The 23,785-nt window shown below is 38.1% G+C and carries 17 protein-coding genes; 14 read left to right on the forward strand and 3 right to left on the reverse strand.

The genetic code is table 11. From position 1 onward, the window contains the following. Positions 1-38 precede the first annotated feature (38 nt). From ACAN52_RS17160 to ACAN52_RS17180, 5 genes are all read left to right on the forward strand, one after another. Positions 39-689 carry a bifunctional 2-keto-4-hydroxyglutarate aldolase/2-keto-3-deoxy-6-phosphogluconate aldolase gene (locus tag ACAN52_RS17160; RefSeq protein WP_378956169.1) on the forward strand — a complete coding sequence of 217 codons (651 nt, stop codon included), beginning with the start codon at positions 39-41 and terminating at the stop codon, positions 687-689. Between the two features lie 155 nt (positions 690-844). Then, positions 845-2,503 carry a dihydroxy-acid dehydratase gene (gene ilvD / locus ACAN52_RS17165; RefSeq protein WP_378956170.1) on the forward strand — a complete coding sequence of 553 codons (1,659 nt, stop codon included), beginning with the start codon at positions 845-847 and terminating at the stop codon, positions 2,501-2,503. Between the two features lie 200 nt (positions 2,504-2,703). After that, on the forward strand, positions 2,704-3,300 hold the full coding sequence (locus tag ACAN52_RS17170) for a TetR/AcrR family transcriptional regulator (protein ID WP_378956171.1): 597 nt from the start codon (positions 2,704-2,706) through the stop codon (positions 3,298-3,300). Positions 3,301-3,399: 99 nt separating this feature from the next. Next, positions 3,400-4,497, forward strand: a complete 1,098-nt coding sequence (locus ACAN52_RS17175; protein WP_378956172.1) for an efflux RND transporter periplasmic adaptor subunit — start codon at positions 3,400-3,402, stop codon at positions 4,495-4,497. 11 nt (positions 4,498-4,508) lie between these two features. Then, positions 4,509-7,598, forward strand: coding sequence for an efflux RND transporter permease subunit (locus ACAN52_RS17180; RefSeq protein ID WP_378956173.1), 3,090 nt, complete (start codon positions 4,509-4,511; stop codon positions 7,596-7,598). 137 nt (positions 7,599-7,735) lie between these two features. Here ACAN52_RS17180 and ACAN52_RS17185 read toward each other — a convergent pair whose 3' ends face one another. Beyond that, positions 7,736-9,619 carry a PAS domain-containing protein gene (locus ACAN52_RS17185; protein ID WP_378956174.1) on the reverse strand — a complete coding sequence of 628 codons (1,884 nt, stop codon included), beginning with the start codon at positions 9,617-9,619 and terminating at the stop codon, positions 7,736-7,738. A gap of 443 nt (positions 9,620-10,062) precedes the next feature. Here ACAN52_RS17185 and ACAN52_RS17190 point away from each other — a divergent pair, with 443 nt between their 5' ends. The 5 genes from ACAN52_RS17190 (at position 10,063) to ACAN52_RS17210 (ending at position 15,585) form a co-directional block, all read left to right on the forward strand. Beyond that, entirely contained in the window at positions 10,063-11,274 is a 1,212-nt protein-coding gene (locus ACAN52_RS17190) for a phosphoenolpyruvate hydrolase family protein (protein ID WP_378956175.1), read from the forward strand. 95 nt (positions 11,275-11,369) lie between these two features. Further along, complete coding sequence (locus ACAN52_RS17195) at positions 11,370-12,596, forward strand: Tm-1-like ATP-binding domain-containing protein (protein ID WP_378956176.1); 1,227 nt, start codon at positions 11,370-11,372, stop codon at positions 12,594-12,596. A 2-nt stretch (positions 12,597-12,598) separates the two neighbouring features. Beyond that, positions 12,599-13,426, forward strand: a complete 828-nt coding sequence (locus ACAN52_RS17200; protein ID WP_378956177.1) for a phosphoenolpyruvate hydrolase family protein — start codon at positions 12,599-12,601, stop codon at positions 13,424-13,426. A gap of 30 nt (positions 13,427-13,456) precedes the next feature. After that, positions 13,457-13,867 carry a cupin domain-containing protein gene (locus ACAN52_RS17205; RefSeq protein ID WP_378956178.1) on the forward strand — a complete coding sequence of 137 codons (411 nt, stop codon included), beginning with the start codon at positions 13,457-13,459 and terminating at the stop codon, positions 13,865-13,867. 293 nt (positions 13,868-14,160) lie between these two features. Next, the gene (locus ACAN52_RS17210; RefSeq protein ID WP_378956179.1) at positions 14,161-15,585 is read left to right on the forward strand and encodes an MFS transporter; all 1,425 of its coding nucleotides are present in this window, start codon (positions 14,161-14,163) and stop codon (positions 15,583-15,585) included. Between the two features lie 31 nt (positions 15,586-15,616). Here ACAN52_RS17210 and ACAN52_RS17215 read toward each other — a convergent pair whose 3' ends face one another. Continuing rightward, positions 15,617-16,411: a nitroreductase family protein gene (locus tag ACAN52_RS17215; RefSeq protein ID WP_378956180.1), complete on the reverse strand. Its 795-nt coding sequence runs from the start codon at positions 16,409-16,411 to the stop codon at positions 15,617-15,619. A gap of 142 nt (positions 16,412-16,553) precedes the next feature. Next, positions 16,554-17,768, reverse strand: coding sequence for an MFS transporter (locus ACAN52_RS17220; RefSeq protein ID WP_378956182.1), 1,215 nt, complete (start codon positions 17,766-17,768; stop codon positions 16,554-16,556). Positions 17,769-17,957: 189 nt separating this feature from the next. Between ACAN52_RS17220 and ACAN52_RS17225 the strand changes: the two genes are divergently transcribed. The 4 genes from ACAN52_RS17225 to ACAN52_RS17240 all read left to right on the forward strand — a co-directional run bounded on the left by ACAN52_RS17225 (position 17,958) and on the right by ACAN52_RS17240 (position 23,742). Then, a complete protein-coding gene (locus tag ACAN52_RS17225; protein ID WP_378956183.1) occupies positions 17,958-18,776 on the forward strand; it encodes a helix-turn-helix domain-containing protein in 819 nt (272 codons plus the stop codon). Positions 18,777-19,105: 329 nt separating this feature from the next. Beyond that, complete coding sequence (locus ACAN52_RS17230) at positions 19,106-19,921, forward strand: nitroreductase family protein (RefSeq protein ID WP_378956184.1); 816 nt, start codon at positions 19,106-19,108, stop codon at positions 19,919-19,921. 76 nt (positions 19,922-19,997) lie between these two features. Next, positions 19,998-20,348: a hypothetical protein gene (locus ACAN52_RS17235; protein WP_378956185.1), complete on the forward strand. Its 351-nt coding sequence runs from the start codon at positions 19,998-20,000 to the stop codon at positions 20,346-20,348. A gap of 322 nt (positions 20,349-20,670) precedes the next feature. Further along, a complete protein-coding gene (locus ACAN52_RS17240; RefSeq protein WP_378956186.1) occupies positions 20,671-23,742 on the forward strand; it encodes an ATP-binding protein in 3,072 nt (1,023 codons plus the stop codon). Positions 23,743-23,785: the final 43 nt, after the last annotated feature.

Here is a 23,785-nt window from a genome sequence, read left to right on the forward strand (position 1 = left end):
TTGTTATTAAAAGTAAGATAAAGAAAAGGGGTATTTATATGAAAAAGATTCAAATTTTAGATCGAATTTGTAAATCCGGCTTGGTTGCTGTAGTACGAGCCGAAACAGGTGATCAGGCTAAACGTATTGCTGAAGCTTGCTTAGCTGGTGGTATGCAGGCCATCGAAATGACCTTTACTGTACCTGGGGCTCATCATGTTATGGAAGATTTAGCGAAGGCTTATTCTCCTTCTGAACTGATCATTGGTGCTGGTACCGTACTTGATTCAGAAACAGCTCGTATTGCCATCTTAAGTGGTGCTCAATATGTTGTTTCTCCTTGTTTAAATGTAGAGACTGTAAAATTATGCAATCGTTATCAGGTGCCTATCATGGCTGGCGCTATGTCCATTAAAGAAGTGATCGAATGTATGGAAGCTGGTTCAGATATTGTTAAGTTATTCCCAGGTGATGCCTTTGGACCGAATATGGTGAAAGCGATTAAAGGGCCTCTGCCACAAGCTCCTATTATGCCGACAGGCGGAGTCAGTGTTGAGAATGTAGGACAATGGATAAAAGCGGGCGTTGTCGCTGTTGGTGCAGGTGGTAGCTTGACTGCCGGCGCTAAGACAGGAGACTATGCTTCCATTACAGAAACAGCTAAGCAGTTTTTGGCAGAGATTGCTAAAGCTAGAAGCGAGATGAAATAGAATGACAAGGTCTTGAAGGGCAGGCTCATTATGAGCCTGTCCCTAGACTTAGGTATCAGGATCAAAGAGTACCGACTTGACATAGTGTTGGGAGGACTCTTTGATTTTTTTTAGATAAGAATCGATTTATAAAAATTTAAATGAGAGGGACTAATATGGAGAAGTTTTCTGAAAAAGCGTTGGATAAATTACCTAACTATCAACGAGCTATGGCAAAGGTACATTTAGGATCGTGCGGTACGTCTTATAAGGAGCTAAAGCGCCCCATTATTGCAGTGGTTAACTCATGGAATGAGATTGTTCCCGGTCACTGTCATTTACGAGAATTAGCTGAATATGTGAAAAAAGGAATTATAGCGGCTGGTGGATTGCCACTAGAATTTAATACCATTGCCATTTGTGACGGAATAGCCCATGCCCATGAAGGAATGAAATATGTACTTCCAAGTCGCGATTTGATCGCTGATTCAGTGGAAGCAGTGATTCGTGGTCATGGAATTTTTGATGGAATGGTCATGATTGCTTCTTGTGATAAAATTGTGCCTGGTATGCTCATGGCAGCAGCGCGGCTTAATATTCCTGGGATCATGGTTACTGGTGGACCCATGATTAATAAAATAACTCCAGGGGAATCTAAAAAAGTTCGTCAGAGTTTTTTGCATGACGAGGTTACTGAGGAAGAATTATTTGATAGGGTAATGGAGTATTATCCGACACCTGGTATTTGTCCCTTGCTTGGAACAGCTAATACTATGTGTGTAGTAGCTGAAGCATTAGGGATGACCCTCCCTGGTTCGGCAAGTATCCCAGCTATGAGTCAGGAACGTAAGGAACTGGCTGAGCGAACAGGTAAAACGATCATTGAACTAGTCGAAAAAGGAGTTTGTCCCAAAGATATTTTAGTGCCAGAAGCTTTTGAAAATGCCATTTCTGTCATATTAGCCATGGGAGGCTCTCTCAATAGTGTACTCCATATACCAGCGATTGCCCATGAGTGCGGATCATCGGTCACTTTTCGTGATTTTGATCGTATTAGTAGAGTCACGCCTCTTATTGTCCGTATCGCGCCAAGCAGCTTAGAGTATACAATGGCTGATTTATATCATGTTGGCGGAGTATTAGCAGTGATGAATGAATTGCAACCCATTTTGCACAATGATCTAGCTATGGTGACAGGTGAGACATTGGGTGAACGATTGGTGGGAGCAAAAAATGCCGATGGAAAGATCATTCGCCCGTTTGCACAACCATTTTCATTAGAAAGTGGTCTAGCTGTATTGGAGGGCAATTTAGCACCAGAAGGGGCTGTAGTAAAAACTTCTGCTGTACCGGAAGAACTGAAAATGTATAGAGGGCTGGCTAGGGTATTTAATGGACAAGATGAATGTATGGCGGCTATGGAGACCGATGATCAGATACAAGAAGGGGATGTCATTGTCATTCGTTATGAAGGTCCAATCGGTGGACCGGGGATGAGGGAAATGCATCGAATTAGCGAACAACTTGCTATGAAGTTTAGTCGGATTGCTGTGGTCACGGATGGCCGTTTCTCTGGTGCATCAGCGGGTCTATCCGTAGGTTATCTTTCGCCCGAAGCTGCGGAAGGAGGTCCTATAGCCTTAGTTGAGAATGGTGATAGTATCTCAATTGATATAATAAAAAGAAAGATTCATTGGCATGTCACAGAGGAAGAATTATCAACTCGCCGAGAAAAATTTCAATTCAATGTTGGGCAAGAAACGGACAGTTCTTTCTTGAAATTGTATCGAAGCCACGCAACATCGGCCTCAACAGGAGCCATTCGGCGTAGATAATCATAAAAAAATGACATTCAGATTTTGTAATACAAACCTCCTACCAAATTTTTACATAAATTCGGTAGGAGGTTTGTATTATAAAAAAATATCAATTGTGCTTGTAATTTAATCGATTATTATTGACAACCATTCAATAGTTTGTAATAATAAATACATACCGACTGGTAGGTATGTATTTAAAGGAGATGAATTTTCATATGACCAAAGATAATATAATGATAGCTGCTTTGCGACTATTTTTATTACGTGGATACAGGAACGTATCTCTTGTTGATGTAGCAAATGAGATAGGAATTACTAAGGGTGGAATATACCATTATTTTAAAAGCAAGGAAGAGTTATTCCATTCAGTTATTGATTATTTATTTGATCATTTTGAAATAAAATATGCCGAATTATTTAGTAAGGAAAATAGTTTTCGAGGTATTCTAGAATTTATGTTGGGCGGAGAACAGGAAGTATACATTAGACGTTTACTTAATATTAAAGACGGGGATTATCGAGCGAGCAATGCAAATCTTGCCTTAGAAATCATGCATAATTTTCCAGAAATTCAAGATCGGATTGACCATGGTCAATTAGAATTAAAAGAGAAGATAAAGGAAAAATTAGAGAACGCACAAAATGCAGGAGAAATTAGACAGGACTTAGATGCTCATATATTGGCTATGATTATACTGTCCATTTCTAGCGGACTGAATATTTTGGGTAATCACCTAAATACCCCTGTGATGCATAAACAGATCATCGACAGTCTCTGGCAACTTATTGGGAGCAATACTTTAAAGGAGTAATTATATTCCTTTAACCTAAACATACCGACTGGTAGGTATGTTTAGCAAGATGATTTACTTAAATTAAACTGCCGTAATTTTGACGAGGAGGGTTATATAATGAAAGGTTTCAAGGTAAAGTATTGGACTATTCCAGTTGTGATATTTATTGGACTATTTTTAGTATTTCGAAGCGGTGCATTTTCAAATGGAAAGGCTACGGTGTCGACTACTAATTCTGGGGTAAGCATAAAAGCTACAGAAGCGCAGCTTGTAAATACAGTACCTAATTTAATGTTGAATGGATCAATTGAAGGAAAAACATCGGCCATTGTCAGTACAAAGCTGGCGGGACGTATTGAACAAGTCATGGTACAAGAAGGGCAGCACGTGAATGCTGGTGATCCCTTAGCGAGATTAGAAAGTGCAGAGCTAGGAAATTCTGTACGCAACGCACAGGATGCCGTAACTAAAGCTCAGGTCAATTATGACTTGGCAATGAGTGACTATCAACGTTATCAAACTCTATATAGCCAAGGAGCCATATCTCAGCAAACTCTAGATAATGCTGAGGCAAAGAAAAGAATTGCAGAGGCCGATTTATCAAGTGCAACGACTAGTCAGAGTAATGCTAAAGAACAGTATGGTTATGGTATCATTGCAGCGCCGGTGGATGGTGTGGTTGCTAACGTAACAGCAACTGTTGGTCAGGTTGTTTCTCCTGGTACACCGCTCATGGCTGTTCAGGATATTAGCCAGGTATATGCGGTTATTAATATTGAGCAAAAGGATTTGTCTTTGGTTAAAGTTGGCCAGAAAGCCGATGTGACAGTTGATACCTATGATAACAAAAAATTTGAGGGAATTGTTGATCTAATCAATCCTGAGGCTGGTACGACCAATCGTATGTTCCGTACTAAGATCAAAATTGATAATACAGATGGTGCCTTAAAAGCTGGCATGTTTAGTAAAGTACAGCTAGCCACAGGTGATGCTATACAGATTTTGACAGTTCCTCAAGGGGCGGTCATTCAAAAACAGGGGATCTACTATGTGTTTACTGTGGAGAATGATAAGGCGGTACGTCACCAAGTGGAGATTGGTAATACTACAGGTGAAGTTATTCAAATTAAATCAGGCTTACCGTCAGGTAGTAAGGTAGCTGTTAGCAATGTCAGCCAGCTTAAAGACGGCGATGTAGTTAGAATAGTAGAATAGGGGAGAGAGCCATGATATTGACAGAGATTAGCTTAAAACGCCCAGTATTCGCCACAGTGACAATTCTAGCCCTGGTCGTTTTAGGATTATTTAGTTATGTATCCTTAAATGTGGATGAATATCCGAATGTTGAAATTCCAGTTGTAGCCGTTACTGTCAATTATCCTGGTGCATCACCAGAACAAGTTGAATCGAAGATCACCCAAAAAGTTGAAGAAACAGTCAGTGTTGTTCCAGGGATTGATCATGTAACATCTACTGTAAAAGAAGGGGTATCCACGACAGTTATCCAGTTCACTATTGAAACGTCAGCAGCAACTGCTGCACAAGATGTCCGTGATAAAGTAGGCAGAATGCAAGGTGTCTTGCCTGATGACGCAGATCTTCCAATTGTCTCGAGGTTTGACCCATCTGATACAGCCGTTGCTTCTATTGCAGTGACAGGTAACCTCAGCCCACGAGAGTTAACCATTATCGCTAATGATATCGTTGTAAAGAGACTAGAAGCAATTAACGGAGTAGCGGCGGTCAATGTTCAGGGCGGGGTGGATCGCGAAATAAAAATCAATATGGATAGTAACAAAATTGCTGCCTATAATTTGACCGTTTCTGAAGTGCTGGCCAGTATACGCAGTGAAAATATGGACACTCCAGGCGGTAAGGTAACTGACGGCAAACGTGAAACTAGTTTACGATCCATAGGTAATATTTCCTCGCCGAATGAGTTGCTTACTATTCCCATCGCTCAGAGGAATGGAGTACAACTCTACGTAAATAATATTGCTGAAGTTGAGGATACAACAAAAGATGTAACTTCTGTAACAAGACTGAATGATAGAACAGCTATCGGTCTTGATATTATGAAACAATCGGGCAGTAACACAGTGCAAGTTGTTGAAAATGCAAAGAAAGAATTGCAAAATATCAAAAAAGATTTGCCTTCCGGTGTGGAACTTATTATGGTACGTGATAATTCCCAAAATATTAATGATTCCATCCATGACGTATTATTTAATTTGGTTCTAGGTGGTTTTTTGGCGGTTGCCATTGTATTCTTATTTCTTGGGAATTGGCGTAGTACAATGATCGCAGCTATTGCCATTCCGACCTCGATTATTACTTCCTTTTTAGCTATGAAAATATTAAATTATACACTTAATACCATGTCATTATTAGCCTTATCCCTAGCAGTAGGACTTTTAATTGATGACGCGATTGTTGTTATCGAGAATATAGTGCGTCATCTTGAGATGGGGAAAGAAAAAAATAAAGCTGCTTCCGAAGGGACAGAGGAAATCGGTTTGGCTGTTACCGCTACAACTCTTACATTGGTAGCCGTATTTTTGCCAGTGGGTATGATGACAGGTATTGTAGGACAGTTTTTCAAACAATTTGGTATTACGGTGGCAGTCAGTGTTTTGGTTTCATTATTTGTTGCTTTTACACTGACTCCTATGCTGTCGGCAAAATATTTAACCGGCAGTCATCAGGACTCTAAGAGTAAGTTAGGCAAAACGTGGGAAAAATGGAATGAAAAATTTGAATATTGGACAGGACGTTACGGAGAATTTCTAAAACGTTCCTTAGAACATCGCAAGAAAGTAATGGTTCTGTCAGCTGCGTTATTTGTAGGTAGTTTACTACTAGTACCCTTTCTCGGTTCGACCTTTGTTCCTGATTCTGATGCTGGAGAGATTACAGTATCGGCTACTGTCGATGCTGGTAAGAGTCCGCAAGCTGTCGGCGAAATTGCTGATAACATGTCCCAAATTATCCGCACGATACCAGAAGTTACGTTGACCTATAGTTCTGCGGATATAAACAATATTAATATTTTGACAAAGTTAACACCTAAAAGTGAACGTAAGATCACCGACAATCAAATTGCGACAATGCTACGCGAAAAATTAGGCGGGATTGCTGGGGTAGAGGTCAGTGTTTCCAAAAAATCAGGTATGTCAGGCGGTAAGCCAATATCGCTTGTGATTCAAGGAACATCTTTGGATACGTTAGCTGAAATTGCTGAACAGGTAGAGCAAATTGTGATGAGTACGCCTGGCGCAATTGATGTTTCTTCAAGCTATGAAGCTGGGAAACCTGATGCGCAAATTGTAGTTAACAGAGATAAGGCTTCTGATCTTGGCGTGTCCACTTCAAATCTTGCCAGTACCTTGCAAACCATGTTTAACGGAACCATTGTAACACAGTATCGAGATGACAATGATTCTTATGATGTGCGTCTGATCTTAGCACCTGGTGACCGTAAGAGCTTATCAGATGTAAATAATATTTATGCTGCAAGCTCTAATCGAGATAAAAATGGACAACCAGTTATGGTTCCCTTATCACAGGTAACTAAGATGGTATATGCAACAAGTCCCACACAAATCAAACGTTATGATCGGCAGGAACAAATCACCATTTCAGCAAACCTAAGTGGAGCTTCCCTTGGTGATTTCAATACAGTACTCAACAAAAAATTAGCCGAAGTGAAGCTTCCGGAAGGATATAAATTTTTAGCCACTGGTCAATCACAACAAATGGCTGATGCTTTTAAAGGGATTTTGATGGCGCTGGCAATGGCAGTTATGTTCATCTTCTTTGTACTGGCCGCTCAATTTGAAAGTTATATTGATCCATTTGCCATCATGTTAGCATTACCTCTGGCGATTATTGGAGCAATCCTTGGACTACTCCTTGCCCATAGTATGCTCAGTATGATGTCTCTAATTGGGATTATTATGCTTATGGGTCTTGTAACTAAGAATGCCATTTTGCTCATTGACTTTGCTAAACAGCGCATGGAACAAGGTATCGAACGCAATCAAGCATTGGTTGAAGCAGCTGTTGTCCGAATGCGTCCAATTATCATGACAACAACAGCTATGATCTTTGGGATGCTTCCATTAGCCTTAGGAATAGGACCAGGAGCCGAATCCCGGGCTCCTATGGCTCATGCGATTATTGGCGGGCTAATTACTTCAACTATTTTAACATTAGTAGTTGTCCCAGTTGTATATACCTTGCTTGATGATCTCAGAAAAAGAAAAGTAAATAAGGAGACTGAAAATTATTCATTTAATAAGGTGGAAAGCGAATAGTGGGATATAAAATGCAAATGAGGCAGTATAAATACTGCCTCATTTTTTAGTCAGAACACACTATAAGAGAGGAAAGAATCACTGGGACAGGTTATGAAGGTCCAATTATTCAATGGAATATAATGAAAATTTCAAATTTATATTTGAAAGGCAATCAAGAAGATCGTGCCTTGCGAAGAAGTTTTGACATCAATTTTTGCACCGTGGCGATGGGCAATTCGGTAACAGACTGCTAGTCCTAGTCCGACACCGTCTTCCTTTGTCGTTAAGAAGGGTGTTCCTATTTTATCAAGAATTCTCGGTGGTATTCCTCCGCCAGTATCACTGACAGCCAGCATTACATTACTCCCATCGACGTAAGATTGGATTGTAAGTACCCCTCCAAATTTCATAGCTTCAAAGGCGTTTCGCGTCAGGTTGAGGAGTAGTTGTCGAACTTCTTTCTCATCCAAGTTAATATCGGGAACATTACCCATTTCAATTTGTACGTTGTGTCCAAAACGAAATCCATCAGCCTGTATAAGTAGGAAAAGCGTGCTTATAATGGTATTTAAGTTGTAGAGTTTAAATTCAACAGCCTTGTTTTTGGCTAAGGATAAAAATTCGCTGATTATGAGATTAGATCTGTCTAATTCATCAATCATGATTTTGAATTGTTCACGGTATTCGATCGTATCTTTTTTCTTCTGAAAATACTGAAGGTATCCGCGTACTGTAGTCAATGGATTACGGACTTCATGGCCAATGCTGGCAGCCATTTCACCGATGAGGTTCAATCTATCCAGTCTTGACATTTCCGCTTCTGCTCTCTTTTTTTCTGTGATATCCTGCGAGATCGACAAAACTGTTTGGACCTGACCAAGGTCATCCATCTCCGGTATAACTAAAGTTTGAAAATATGCCATTTCGCCTAGGGCATTAGGAAATTTAGTTTCAAATTCCGCAGTAAGACCAGTGCTAAATACCTCTTCGTAAAATTTTTGAAAGGGTAAGTATACTGTCTCAGCCATTCCCATTTCATGCCAGGTTTTTCCCAAGCACAATTCGGCTTTTACTCCACAAAGGGTTTCTGACGCTGGGCTAACATAAATATGTCGAAGATCTTTATCGAAACGGCTGATTATCATAGGGATGTTGTCAATTATAGTTGCAAAATCCTGCTTTTCTTTTCGAAGCTTCTTAATCGCTTGTTCTAATTCGGTCATAGCGTGCTTTAATTGTCTAGGACCTAAACGGCATATAGCCAGAATCGTTTCGATATTATATTTTTTGTCACGCTCGGGTATTAAAATAGTTTCAAGTTTAATGACACCCTTCGGTGACAAAAATTCAGTATCGAATGTAACGATCTTGCCTGTTTCAAAGACTTCTTCACATCGATCAGACCACAATCGCCAGATTTCTTCTGGAAAACCGATGTTATCAAATGTTTTTCCAATCAATTCAGAGGGTGCAATTCCTGTGATGCGTTCTAGGGCAGAGTTGACAAACAAATAACGATGATTCCTGTCATGACGAGCGATTATATCGGGGGAATTTTCGACTAAATTTTCATAAAGTTGTTTCTGTTTTCCTTTTTCCTCTTCAATTATTAGTCTTTCGGTAATGTCCATTGCTGTAGAAATAACGGCCTCTATTTCATTCAGATTATTATATAAAGGGGTTACTACAGTTTCAAAGGCTCTTTTTCCACGATTGGGGAGATCGATGTACTTAATAAATTTAAGGGTTTTACCTTTATCAAACACGCTGTCGAGAATGGTTTTTATATGGGTAAATTGCTCAGTATCAAATCCTAATTGCAAGCTATTCTTACTGATCAATGACTCGGGTTCCATCCCCCATAATAAACGGTAAGCGATGTTCGTGTAAAGAAAACGATAATTTTTGTCTAAGATAAATGTAAATGGCAGTTCGATTTGATAATCTCTATCTACTTCTTGCCGAAGATTGATTATTTGTTCCAGTTGCTTGTCCGCCACCTTGAGATTCATGATATAGTCCTCAATTATCTCTGACAATTTCTCACCTTCCATTCAAAGATAGTGATACTTTCACCATCTATAAAAGTCTCATTATCTTTTTTCATTAAGCGATCTAAAAAAGTGATTTGGTAATTATTGATACAATTCGATATTATACAATCTTTTCCTGCAAATGGCAGTTGGATTTTATCATTTGTCACTTCATGTTGACATTCTTTTATTTCAGCATATAATTTACTTCCATTACGAGCACAAGGACTGCTAATCCTACCTGATGGCTACTTAGAGATCGGTGAGAGGCTTATCTTCCTTTAGTAATAGCCTGCCAAATTTATACAAGTATTCAGCAGGAGTTTTGTTGTTACCATGACGAATATAAAGTAGTAAGGTTAACATGATTGTCGCAAATGCGTGCTTAGAAAATCTGAAATATAATACCTGTTTTGTTGTCGTTATTTTGTTAGAAGGATGTGCCTAGGATGGCTTTTGAGCGGAAACAAATACTAGATAGATTAAGAGCTCAGATTAAAGAAAAAGAACATGTTATTGGTGTGGCAGTTGGTGCAGGGCTTTCTGCTAAATATGCTGCTAAAGGAGGGGCAGATCTCATATTAGTACTAAACTCTGGTCGATTCAGACAAATGGGGCTCGGTTCTATTGCAGGTCTGTTACCCTTTGCTAATTGTAATCAACTTGTCATGGAATTCGGATCAAGAGAGATCATTCCAATTGTGAAAAATATTCCTGTCGTCTTTGGACTTTGTGCTACTGATCCGACCATCGATTTAGAAAGATATATTGAGGAAATACGTGCAAAGGGGTTCTCAGGGATCAATAATTATCCATCTGTTGGAATGATTGATGGACAGTTTAGAGAAGCTCTCGAAGAAGAGGGGCTATCTTATGATCATGAAGTTGAAGCCATTAGAATCGCCAATCGGAAAGGCATATTTTCAATTGCTTTTGTTTTTGACGAACTACAAGCTAAGAAAATGATTACTGCTGGTGCCGATGTTATTTGTGCTCATTTAGGGGTTACTAAAGGAGGAATACTCGGTGCAAAAAAGACACTTTCTCTTGAGGCTGCAACAAAAGTGGCAAAAGGGATCTTTAATGTATGCGATGAAATGAAGTCCGGAGTGATAAAGATGATCTACGGCGGCCCGATCAATTCTCCCCTCGATGTTAAGTATATGTATGATAATACGGATGCAATGGGCTATTTGGGCGGGTCTTCTTTTGAACGAATTCCGTCGGAGATAGCCATAACCAACATTACTCGTGAATTTAAAATGACTGGGCAGATCGAAAAAGACGATTTGCTGACTAAAATGCTGGTGGGAATCACAGAGTATTATGATTACATTACCTTTGTAAAAGAATATGTGGCGCAAAATTATATGACCAAGATTTCCTTTAGCGATTTAGCAATCGAATCTCATATCTCTAGAACTTATTTAAGTGTTTTGTTTAAGAAAGAAGTGGGGTGTACTTTTCCTGAATACGTAAGCAGATATAGAATCAATAAGGCTATGGAGATTATGAAGAGTAAAAAAATAGCGTTATCTGAGATTGCCTCTTTAATCGGTTACAATGATTACGCTCATTTTAGCAAAGCCTTTAAAAAACAAACAGGTCATTCGCCTCGTGACTATGTCAATGATACAAAAGGACATAAATATCATATCTAGATACATGTACAATATTCGGAATAAACAGTATTCTTTTAGTAAGAGAGACATACTTGTTATTCCGAATATTTTTCTTTAATGAGGAGGTTATCACATTGAAAACAATTGCAATTGTAGGTACTTTTGACTCAAAAGGAACAGAGTATGCTTATGTGAGAGAAATCATCCAAGGATTAGGTGTAAATACCTTCACGATCCATTGTGGTGTCTTTGAACCTCTGTTTGTTCCTGATGTTTCCAATGAAGACGTTGCCAAGGCCGCTGGAGCAGACATTAAAGAAATTGCAGCACAGAAGGATCGATCGTTAGCGACTGAAATACTTGCGAAAGGAATGAAGAACCTTGTCCCTCAATTATATGCTGAGGGGAAATTTGATGGTATCATCTCGTTTGGCGGCACCGGTGGTACGGCAATTGTTACCCCGGCAATGCGGGCTTTACCTATCGGTGTGCCCAAGATAATGGTCTCCACCGTAGCTTCAGGTAATACTGCACAATATGTTGGAACCAGCGACGTCATTATGTATCCCTCTATCGTAGATGTCGCGGGCATTAATTCGATCTCAAACAAAATCTTTATCAATGCAGCCTTTGCAATCGTGGGTATGGTGAAGTTTGAATACACGCATAAGATTGAGAAAAAACCACTAATTGCTGCAACAATGTTTGGTGTAACGACCCCGTGTATTAATTATGTGCGAGAATATTTAGAAAAGGAAGGATTCGAAGTTATTATCTTCCACGCCACAGGTACTGGTGGAAAAACCATGGAAACTCTTATAGAATCTGGTTTCTTTGACGGTGTTTTAGATCTTACAACGACTGAATGGTGTGATGAATTGGTAGGCGGTGTTTTAAATGCAGGTCCGCATAGACTCGAGGCGGCAGGACGTTGTAAGATTCCCCAAGTTGTATCAACAGGAGCCTTAGATATGGTTAATTTTGCTGGCATTGAATCCGTTCCTAAAGAATTTCAAGGTAGAAATTTATACAAACATAATCCAACAGTAACCTTAATGCGTACGAATATAGAAGAAAATCGACAACTAGGCTTGATATTATCAGAAAAACTAAATAGATCGAAATCTGCTACAGTGCTTATGCTACCATTAAGGGGTGTTTCTATGATTGATGTTAAGGGTCAACCATTTTATGGTGCCGATGAAGATGAAATGCTTTTTTCTACATTAAGAGAACAGATTGATAGAGAAGTGGTCGAGTTGATCGAAATGGATTGCGATATTAATGATCAGAAGTTCGCCATCGCAGCCGCTCAAAAATTAGTTGAACTTATGAAAAATAATAACAAGGAGGTCGTTTGAAAATGGCAATTACTCGTAGCGCGATATTAGCAAAACTCAGGGCAGAGGTTGCAAGTGGTAAAATTATTTTGGGAGCAGGAGCAGGAACCGGAATTTCGGCAAAAAGCGGCGAAGCAGGCGGAGTAGATCTCATTATTATTTATAATTCTGGCCGATACAGAATGGCTGGCCGCGGCTCCTTAGCAGGGTTACTTTCCTATGGAGATGCAAATCAAATCGTTGTAGATATGGGCTCAGAAGTACTGCCTGTCGTCAAACATACTCCTGTTCTTGCAGGTGTCTGCGGCACAGATCCCTTTAGGTTAATGGAGGTTTTTCTAAAACAATTAAAGGATGCAGGGTTTTCAGGCGTTCAGAATTTTCCAACCGTCGGATTAATCGATGGCGTATTTAGAGCTAATCTTGAAGAAACTGGCATGGGATATGATTTAGAAGTAGATATGATAAGAAAAGCACATGAACTTGATTTACTGACAACACCTTATGTGTTTGATGAAGAACAAGCAATAAAAATGGCCAAAGCTGGAGCTGATATTTTAGTTGCGCATATGGGCTTAACAACGAAGGGGACGATTGGGGCTAAAACAGCGTTAACCTTAGATGATTGTGTAAAGAAAGTGCAAGGAATATGTGATGCAGGAAAATCTGTAAATCCTGATATATTAGTCATTTGTCATGGTGGTCCCATTGCTGAACCTGAAGATGCTCATTATGTACTTTATAAAACGAAAGGGGTTGCAGGTTTCTTCGGAGCTTCAAGCATTGAAAGATTTGCTACAGAAGTTGGAATAAAGCAACAAGCAGAAGCCTTTAAAAATATAAATGTTTAAATTACTTAATTTGGAGGGAGGAATATCTTTATGACAAAAGGTAAACGAATTGTTCGACCTGAGGAAGTTGAGACTCAGATGTTTGATTGGGGAAACTTAAAATGGATGAGTGAACCTAGAATAACAGATGCCGTCAGATTTAGTGCAGGGGTAGTTATCTTAGAAAGCGGAAAGGGGCATTCATCCCATAATCATCCTGGTGTTGAAGAAATTTTATATTGTATTTCTGGGGAAGGAGAACAATCTGTTGAAGATGAGAAGCAGCCCCTTGTTCCCGGTATGTTAGTACATATCCCGCCTGGAGTTTTTCATGAAACCTATAATACAGGGTGGGAACAGTTAAAGCTTTTAGCCATCTATAGCCCTCCTGGCCCTGAGAAAGAGTTTGCCACTTTTCCAGATTGTACTGTATTACCGCCCGGGAAGTTACCTATAAAATAGTAAGGAATACACATAGCCGCTCCGTAAGGGAGCGGCTATGTGTATTTTATGTTGGCCTAATAAGCCCTTTATAGGCAGAGGGATTATAAATTTACTTGATGATATGGAGGTCGTGCTTTTATAATATGATGCCTATAATAATTTATAGTGATCAAGGGAATTAATACTAAAATGGAAACCTAATAAAAAAGTACTTTGACAATGATCCTATAGTCTACAGTGATGATCTGTCGAATTTGAAAAAGTTGTAATACGTGGCCTAATAGCCACAATTAGAGGAGAGATTTCGATATATGACGCTACAGAAAAAGTCCTTTTATCCATGGCTGATTTTTAGTGTAACTTCAGTAGGTACTTTTATGGCAACTCTTGATTCTAGTATTGTCAATGTTGCACTTCCCAAAATTGCTGGAAACCTTAACGTAAGCTTGTCTCTTGTTCAATGGGTTGTATCGGCATACTTGTTATCCATTTGTTGTTTGCTGCCTCTATTTGGTCGATTGGGGGATATGCTCAGTCGACGTCTCGTCTATAATACTGGCTTACTTGCTTTTACATTAGGTTCTATTTTTTGTGGGGTATCGGGACATATTGGTTTACTTATAATAGCAAGGATTGCGCAGGGGGTAGGAGCAGCAATGATAATGGCTAATGCTCCTGCCATTATCTCGGCGGCCTTTCCTGGACCAGAAAGAGGCAGAGCACTTGGGTTAGTTGGGATGATTGTGGCCCTTGGGTCAATGACAGGACCTAGTATTGGTGGGTTTTTAGTAGATACCTTTGGGTGGGAATCGATATTCTTTGTTAATATTCCTATCGGTATCGTGGGTTTCTTGGCAAGCTATTTCATTTTAGTCAAAGATGAACGCCGCCAGGGTGAAAAATTTGACTACTTAGGTGCTATATTATTTACGCTTGGCATGACCTCTTTTTTATTAGTTGTAAGTCACGGTGAAGAATGGGGCTGGTTTACGATTACAGTGATAACCTTAGCTATTGTTTCCCTTCTATCTTTTAGTGTATTTATTTATCATGAAAAACACGAGCCTTTTCCAATGATTGATTTAGGTTTGTTTAATAATTGGGCTTTTCTATCAGGGAATATAACAGGCTTGTTATCTTATATGGCTGTATTTTCTAATACGATGTTACTTCCTTTTTATCTAAGCAGTATTCTAAACTTAAGTCCTTCTCAAATTGGTCTGTTAATAACACCATTTCCTATTGTGCTAATTATTGTTGCGCCAATCAGCGGTTATTTATCAGAGCGTGTAAATCCAGCCTTATTAAGCACAATCGGTCTTACGGCAATCATGTTAGGACTGATTTGGATTGCCATGCTTCATACTGCTTCTGCATTGTGGGAAGTTGCAGCAGGACAAGCTATCCTAGGTTTAGGTAATGGTTTATTTCAATCGCCTAACAATAATAGCGTGATGAGTTCAGTACCGCCTGTCAAATTGGGAACAGCTGGAGGCATCAATTCTTTAGTGAGAAGTGTTGGACAAGTCTGTGGAGTTGCCATATCTGTTTCTATCCTCCAGTGGAAGCAGGCTGGGCTTTTAGCAGGAATTTATTCACCCACTCTAGAGCAGAAAGCTAATGCCTTTCTTACGGGATATCATACGGCATTGGGTATTGGTGCGTCTTTCGCAGCTATAGGTGCCCTTTTATCATTTAGCAGACGTGTCCACATTAAATCTGCAAAAAATAAGTAAGTAGGTGAGAGGGACTATGCAGCTATAACTATTATCTATCCACAAAAGTAAATTCTAAGGGATTTCTGTCCACTAGTCTTGGATACGTATATTTGGGATACCCTACCATAACAGCACCTGTAATTTTCTTATCTTTAGGAATATTAAATAATGTAAGTAATGGAGAATTATCCCTACATGCAATTCTTTCAAATACTCCAGCCCAGCATGAACCCAATCCAAGTGTTGGTGCATATAATTCCAAATACGTTAATGAAAAAATAGAATTTTCCCTTCCTCGTAGGAAATTGATATCAGCAGTTGCTAGGATAAGACAAGGTGCTCCGCGTAAAATAGTGTCAATTCCTTTCTCACGGTAAGGTTTAATAAATTCGCTTAATAAATTATCCTTTTCAAATTCTTCCGCAACAAGTTTAACTGCTTGATCAAGTAGTTTCCTATCGTCGATGATACTATAGGATATGCCTTGTAAATTATGCCCAGATGGAGAAAAATGGGCAATATTAACAAGATCGATTAATTTTTCTCGTGAAACAGGAGTTTCTTTATAAGAGCGAATGGAACGTCTTGAACGAAGAAAATTTCCTGCCTCCTCAGGACTTAATTTAGGGAATTTTTTTGCGCTGACCTGATTGGCTAATGGTGTTTTTATGTTGTCCATAGCTTCCTTTGGACAAACAGCTACACAATGACCACAGGCAAGACAGTTCTCAGGACAAACTTCTTCTGGACCATCCTCTCCAAGTATGAATACCTGTTCTGGACACACATTTACACAAAATCCACATCTAATACATTTTTCTTTATTTACGCTTGTTAAATTCATAGTGATTCTCCTTTAGTTCATAGTAATTTTGATAGAAATATATTCTTATGAGGTTAGTATATAATTAAATCATTTTTTTAAATAGAAGATAATTTATCATAGGATAAATTATCATATACTTAACTTACTAATATCCTTATTTTTATGATGCATTTAGTGTTTTATTGCAGTTTTCTTGATTTGAAAATCCATTAGTCATTAAATAATAGATATATGCGATTAAAAGTACAATAGAGCTTACAATCATAATTCCTCGCACCCCAAATGGATGATAGACATAGGTGCCTATATAAGATCCAAGTGATCCTCCCAAGTAATACCCAACCATATAAAGTGAATTTAATCGACTATGATTTTGTGGATTAAGTTTATAAATCCGTCCTTGGTTTAGTGACATATTCATTCTTGAACCAACATCTAAAGTAAATGTTACAAAAATAAGAATTGAAAAATAATCCCATCCAATACCTAAAACTACGAAAGATATAAACATGATCGTCAAAGCAAGAACATTCCATAAACCTACTTTTTTACTATTTGTTAATTTACCTGTAAATCCAGCAGCTAATGCACCTGCAATACCTACAAATCCGAAGATTCCAACCATGGCACTACCATAGTTATAGGGGGAATTTTCTAAAATCAAAGATAATGAAACCCAAAAGATATTAAACGCACAAAATGCAGTACCCCCAAACACTATTGTTTCCTTTAAAACTTTCTCTTTTTTTAATAATGGAGCTAGTGATAAGATAATATTTTTATATGAGGTTTCTTTTTTTATAGTATCATTTGGAAGCGTATAGAATAAATAGACTGCCAAAAACAATAAGACGATTGCTGCAATTTCATGGACAGCTCTCCAACCTAATAATTCACCAATCACTCCGCCCAGCACTCTACCTAATAGGACTCCTAGGAATACGCCGGTTAGCAAGTGGCCGACGATGACACCGCGTTTTTCTGCTGAAATACTTGATGAAACAAATGGAATGATAAGTTGCGCCGTAACACTGGAAAGACCCATTAAAAATCCCATAATGACCATTAAATTGAATGTTGATGCTAAAGTCATCAAAAACAATAACACTGCTGAACAGGCAATACTTAAAATGATGAGTAATCTTCGACTATACCTATCTCCTAATGGTACAATAAATAATAATCCTACTGTGTAACCTAGCTGTATGGCTGTTAGAAGTATACCCGATGATGAAATAGGTATAAAAAAATCTTTAGAAATATTGGTAAGTAACACTTGGTCATAATATAGGTTAGCGATGACAATTGTACATATAAATGTCAACACCACTAACATTTTTTTTGAAAAATTTTTGCTATTTGAATCCTTATTCATTGATACATCTTCCTTTCTTTACGTTATGATGATAGTGTATAATTAAAATGTCATTTTAAATAGAACCGTGGTCATCATATGATAAATAATGCTATGTTTATCGTATATGATTCATTTGTAGAATCCCCTTATAAATTGCAAACATCATTATTACTATCTAACTATAAACATAAATAAAGGGGGATCACGATGATACCTAAAAATAAAGAACTCGGAGCATTTTTGAAAAAGAAAAGATCTACATTAAGGCCAGAACAATTTGGACTCAAATTAGATAAAAAAAGAAGAGTGGAAGGACTAAAAAGAGAAGAAGTTGCTGATTTGGCAGGAGTAAGTATTGACTGGTATGTGCGCATTGAACAAGGACAAAATGTTAATCCTTCAGTCGATGTGTTACTTTCTTTGAGTAGAATATTACAATTAAATAGTGAAGAAAAAAGATATTTGTTTAATTTGTCTGATAAAAAATTACCTGTGGAAGACGTTACTACCATGACAATTTCTAAGACATTACAACAATTTTTAGATAATCAAAATCCGAATATCGCTTATGTTACCGATAGCAAATTGACAATGATTGGATGGAATAAAGCAACTTTAAAAGTTTATGGCAATTATGAAGAAATGAATGAGAAAGAAAGAAATTCTGTTTGGAGAACTTTTAATGATGATTATTTAAAGGAACTATTAGATAATTGGGAAGGACATTCTAAATTACGTGTTGAACAATTAAGAGCAAATTATAGCTATTATGAACATGATCATCAAATAAATGAGATTATCAATGAACTCAATCGAGAAAATTCCATCTTCAATAAATGGTGGAATGATCAAGGTATTATGGGAACACCAGAAGGTCAAAAACTTTTACATCATCCCATAGTAGGAAACTTATACTTAAGTTACATTTGCTTTAAATCTACAGAAATAGAGGGTGCATATATCACGATTCAACTACCTGTAGATGATCATACAAAAGATAAATTACAGCAACTTATGTTACTATAAACGAAAAGAAAAGGTAAATGATTAACTCCATACGTAGGGTTACTCATTTACCTTTTTTCTAATAGAAGTTAATTTGTCATAGGATAAATAACCATATGCATAATTTCTCAGATAATTTAAAGCGGTGAAGACTCTACTACGAGCTTTACTTTTATGATATAGTAAATTACAAACTAAAATTCGGTCTATTGCTAACTACTGCATCTTTCAACAACAAATCAATATACTAACTACTAAAGGTGTCTAATCTTGCGTATGTTTTTACGAATACATAAGATGAGTAGTGCCGAAGATTTGGTGAAAAATGATAGAAAGAAGGAATTATAATTATGGATTCCATTATTCAAGTTGACCAAGAACGATGTATCCGTTGCAGTTATTGTGCTGATGTCTGTCCTACAGATGTTATCCATATGGGTAAGCATGGACCAGAAGACACAGGGAATCACTGTATTGCTTGTGGACACTGTGTAGCGGTCTGTCCACGAGAGGCATTGAATAATCTAAAAGCACCTTTGTCCAATCAAGTGTCCATAGAAAAGATGCCTGTGCTGGATGAGAAAATCGCTGCCACTTTTCTTCGTGCTCGTCGATCGATCCGCCGTTATAAACCTGTAGCCGTACCGAAAGAAAAAATCATGCAACTCTTAAATATTGCCCGAATGGCGCCAACTGGTGGTAATTCACAGGGGTTAGCCTATTATATCATTGAAAATCCTGATACATTAAAAGCCATCACAGCTGCCACGATTGATTGGATGGAAGACTTGATCAAAAATACTTCGCCCATGACACCATACTTTACGGGGGTCGTAAGTAAGTATCGTAAAACGGATCAAGATGTTATTTTGAGAGGTGCGCCCTGTCTAATCATAGCGATAGCACCAAAGAACTTTTTACCCCGTGGTCGGGACAATACCCATTTTTCTCTAGCTTATGCTGAACTTTATGCACCGACTATTGAACTAGGAACATGCTGGGCTGGTTTTTTTGAAGCCTGTGCCTTATCTGGCTATCAGCCTTTGCTGGATCTGTTGAAACTACCAACGGACATGACCGTCACTGGCGGATTGATGGTAGGCTACCCCAAATATACATACAAAAGACTAGTTGATCGAAAACCATTACAGATAATTTGGCAATAATCAACTTTTATCCCTTTTTCTCTTCCGTATTGTAACAAAATATAAGGGAATACTTATATTTTAAGGAGGGATATGAATGGGGAAGCAAACGGTAATATTTGATTTTGATGGGGTTATTAATAGCTATACGAGTGGTTGGCAAGGCGCAAACGTAATTCCCGACTCTCCGGTGCCTGGCATTAAAGACGCAATCATTGAAATACGTAAACATTACCGAGTCGTTGTTGTTTCTTCTAGGTGTTATCAACCAGGAGGAATTGAAGCTATCACTGCATGGCTACAGAAATATAATATAAAAGTAGATAACATCACTGATGAGAAACCGCCAGCAGTCGTTATTATTGACGATCGAGCGATTACTTTTGATGGCAAGACTGAGGGTTTATTAGAGAAAATTAAGAAGTTTAAACCGTGGTATAAGAGGTAAAGTATACTTTCATACTTAAGATCGCTACTAATGTCTGATAGTCTGGCAGCCCATTGACGCTAGCGGTAGAATGTTAAATTAATAGATAAAGAAAGAGGCCGGTTGAGGTGGATCGATATCCATCTCAACCGGTTTTTCTATTAAAAAAGTAATTTCGACAAATTAAATAAAATAAAAGGATTATTTTAGCTTTAACAGAAGTAATAGAAAATATTAAAAATTAAGAATGTCTTTTTTTGTACGAGTTTAAAAGCTATTTTGATAAATCAATTTATATATAATAGGATTTTCGGAATTTTGAACTGCAAAGGGGAAATGCATTTTGAATACATTTATCTTTTGGGACTTAACTGAAAATAATAAAGAGCGTCGGTTATCTGCCTATTCGTGGTTTATTATCTTGATAGGTATTTTATTAATCAGTGGAATCGGGCTATTTACTCGCCAGCAGATCAACTATGATTATGACAGGACGGTTGAAGAATCTTCAGAGATAACCATGAATTTGGCTAAAGCCTATGAAGAATACGTGCGAAGAATTATTAATGATGGGGATAAGGATCTACTCAATTTAAAATTAACCTATGAACGAGAAGGTATATTCAGTCCGCTTTTTGTTGCTTTCGAGGATAGTGTGGCACAAGATCCAAGCCGCAATCGAGTCGCTCTCTTAAACGAGCAGGGATTTGTGATCAGCAGTCCTGATAAGAATGCTATTGGGATAAACTCTTCGGATCGGGAATTTTTCTTAGTACATCGAGCTACTGATCACAATAAGCTTGAAATTGGCAAGCCGATCATCAGCAAAATTGATCGAAGTGCTACAATTCCTTTGACACGCCGAATCAATAAACCGGACGGATCTTTTGGAGGTATTGTCTATATCGGTTTAAAAGTAAGCTTTTTCCTTTCATACTACGATCATGTAGACCTTGGCCAGGATCAACGGATTTCTCTAATTGGCCCCGATGGGTTCATTCGGGCTCGTCAATCTGGTAATAATTCAGAAGCTGGTCAGGACGTGAGATCTACTGAATTTTGGCACATAATTCAGTCTGGTCGTCCTGATGGCATATATATATCATTGAATCCTTTGGACAATATTACTCGTCTAGGGGCTTATCGTATTATGCCCGATTATCCTCTTATCGTCTCCGTTGGAAAATCAATGGAAGTAGTCCTTGCTGATTATAAACAACGTAAACAAGGATATATCTTTGGGACATCATTGACCAGCTTATTCATTTTAATCGTGTGCGGACTGCTCATTAGTCGAAATGAAAAAACTAGAAGATTAATGGCAGCTGTTCAGCTAGAGAAAGACCGTCTATCTGCACTTATCACCAGCATTAGCGATGAAGTATGGATCTTTGACGCAAATAAGCAATTAACCTTAGTAAATCCAGCGGTCATTCAGAAATTTGGCAGTAACCCTACTTCTAACTTTGAGGTTCTGCATGGAGATGGGATTCCTCGTTCGGTAGAAGAAGCACCGTCATTTCGCGCACTACAAGGAGAAATCGTTCGTGATGAGGTGGAACTAGTTAAGACTCCTGCAACGGGAGAATGGCGTAGTCGTGAGGTTAGTGCTAGTCCCGTGAAGGATTATGATGGCAAGATCATCGGGTCGATATCCATCGTCCGTGATATCACAAAACGCAAACGAATGGAACAGAAATTGCAAGAAATCAACGCGACGCTAGAAGATGAAATCATAGAACGACAGGCCTCTCAGGAGTCACTTAACAAACTAAATGGCGAACTTATGGATATGAATGTGGCACTAGAAGAAGAAATAATGGAGCGAAAGGCGGCAGAGCAATCATTACAGGAAACGCAAGCCATATTGCAGGCTGCATTAGATAATTGCCAAGCTGGTATAGTGGTTGCTGATGCTCCAGATGGAAAAGTGCGATATCTAAACAAAGCAGGTCAATTAATTACGAACCACTCTAAAGAATATTTTAATACGGGTGTTAATAATTATTTGATGAATTGGAATATATTTCACGAGAATGGAACTGCATTTGAAGATCATGAAGTTCCACTGGTAAGAGCAATCCGTTATGGCGAAACTTATAGTGATGAATTTATCATATTACGCGAAAATGGTCAAAGTCTTTCAATCTGGGCTAATGCTGCACCAATAAAAGATGAAGAGGGGGACATAAAAGCAGGGATTATCATTTTTTTGGATATATCTGAACGTAAGAGAATTGAAAAATCTTTAATAAAAGCCAAAGAAGAGGCAGAAAAGGCCAATGTTGCAAAGAGTACATTCCTTGCCAATATGTCCCATGAAATCAGAACACCGATGAATGGAATTATTGGGATGACGGATATAACTCTCATGACGAATTTACAAGAACAGCAACGTGAATATCTAAACATTGTAAAATCATCAACAATGGCATTACTTCGAGTCTTAAATGACATTCTGGATTACTCAAAAATTGAAGCAGGTAAAATCGAGTTGGAAGAGGCTAGCTTTGATATTTGGGAAACAACGAATGAAGTAATTGATTTATTTACGATTGCAGCAAAACAAAAGGGGTTACACATTAAATTAAACATTAATAAAGAAATACCCCGTACTATTTTTGGCGATTCGGTTCGATTACGACAAGTACTTTCGAATTTAGTAGGTAACGGAGTTAAGTTTACATCTCAAGGCAAAATTGTGATTGACATTGATATTGAGGAAAAGTATAGAGATAAAGTGAAATTAATGTTTGTGGTAACGGATACGGGAATTGGAATTTCTGATGATAAGCTTGAGAAGTTGTTTAAAAGATTCAGTCAAATTGACGACTCTCATACTAAACAATTTGGTGGAACAGGACTTGGATTAGCCATTTCAAAAAAATTGATTGAACTTATGCACGGAGAGATTGGAGTAGAAAGTAAAGAAGGGATCGGAAGTCGTTTCTTTTTTACAGCCGTATTTGGGATTCATAATAAATTAGAAATGCCCAAGCAAGAGATTGCCCATCACGAACTTATTCAGTATAAAAAATCAGAGCTAAAAACCATACTTCTTGCTGAAGATGATCCAGTCAGTAGAAACATAGTAACGATCATATTAGAGAAAAATGCCTTTAAGGTTATTGCAGTAGAAAATGGGAGGGAAGCCATCGATGTATTTGAACAGGAAAAAATTGATGTGATTTTGATGGATATCAATATGCCTTATTTGGATGGTTATTCTGCAACAGCTCTCATTAGATCAAAAGAAAAAAAGATGAATTTTCATACGCCAATTATTGCAATGACGGCCTATGCATTAAAAGGTGATCGAGAAAAGTGCTTAGAAGCGGGGATGGATGCTTATATTTCAAAACCAATCAACCTAAATGAATTGATGGAAGTTATTAATAAGTATCTAATAAAGTAGAACCAACAAAAAACTCATGTAAGGATTCTAATGAGAATTCCTA

This window comes from Pelosinus sp. sgz500959, assembly GCF_042610375.1.
Classification (GTDB): Bacteria; Bacillota; Negativicutes; order DSM-13327; family DSM-13327; genus CTSoil-075.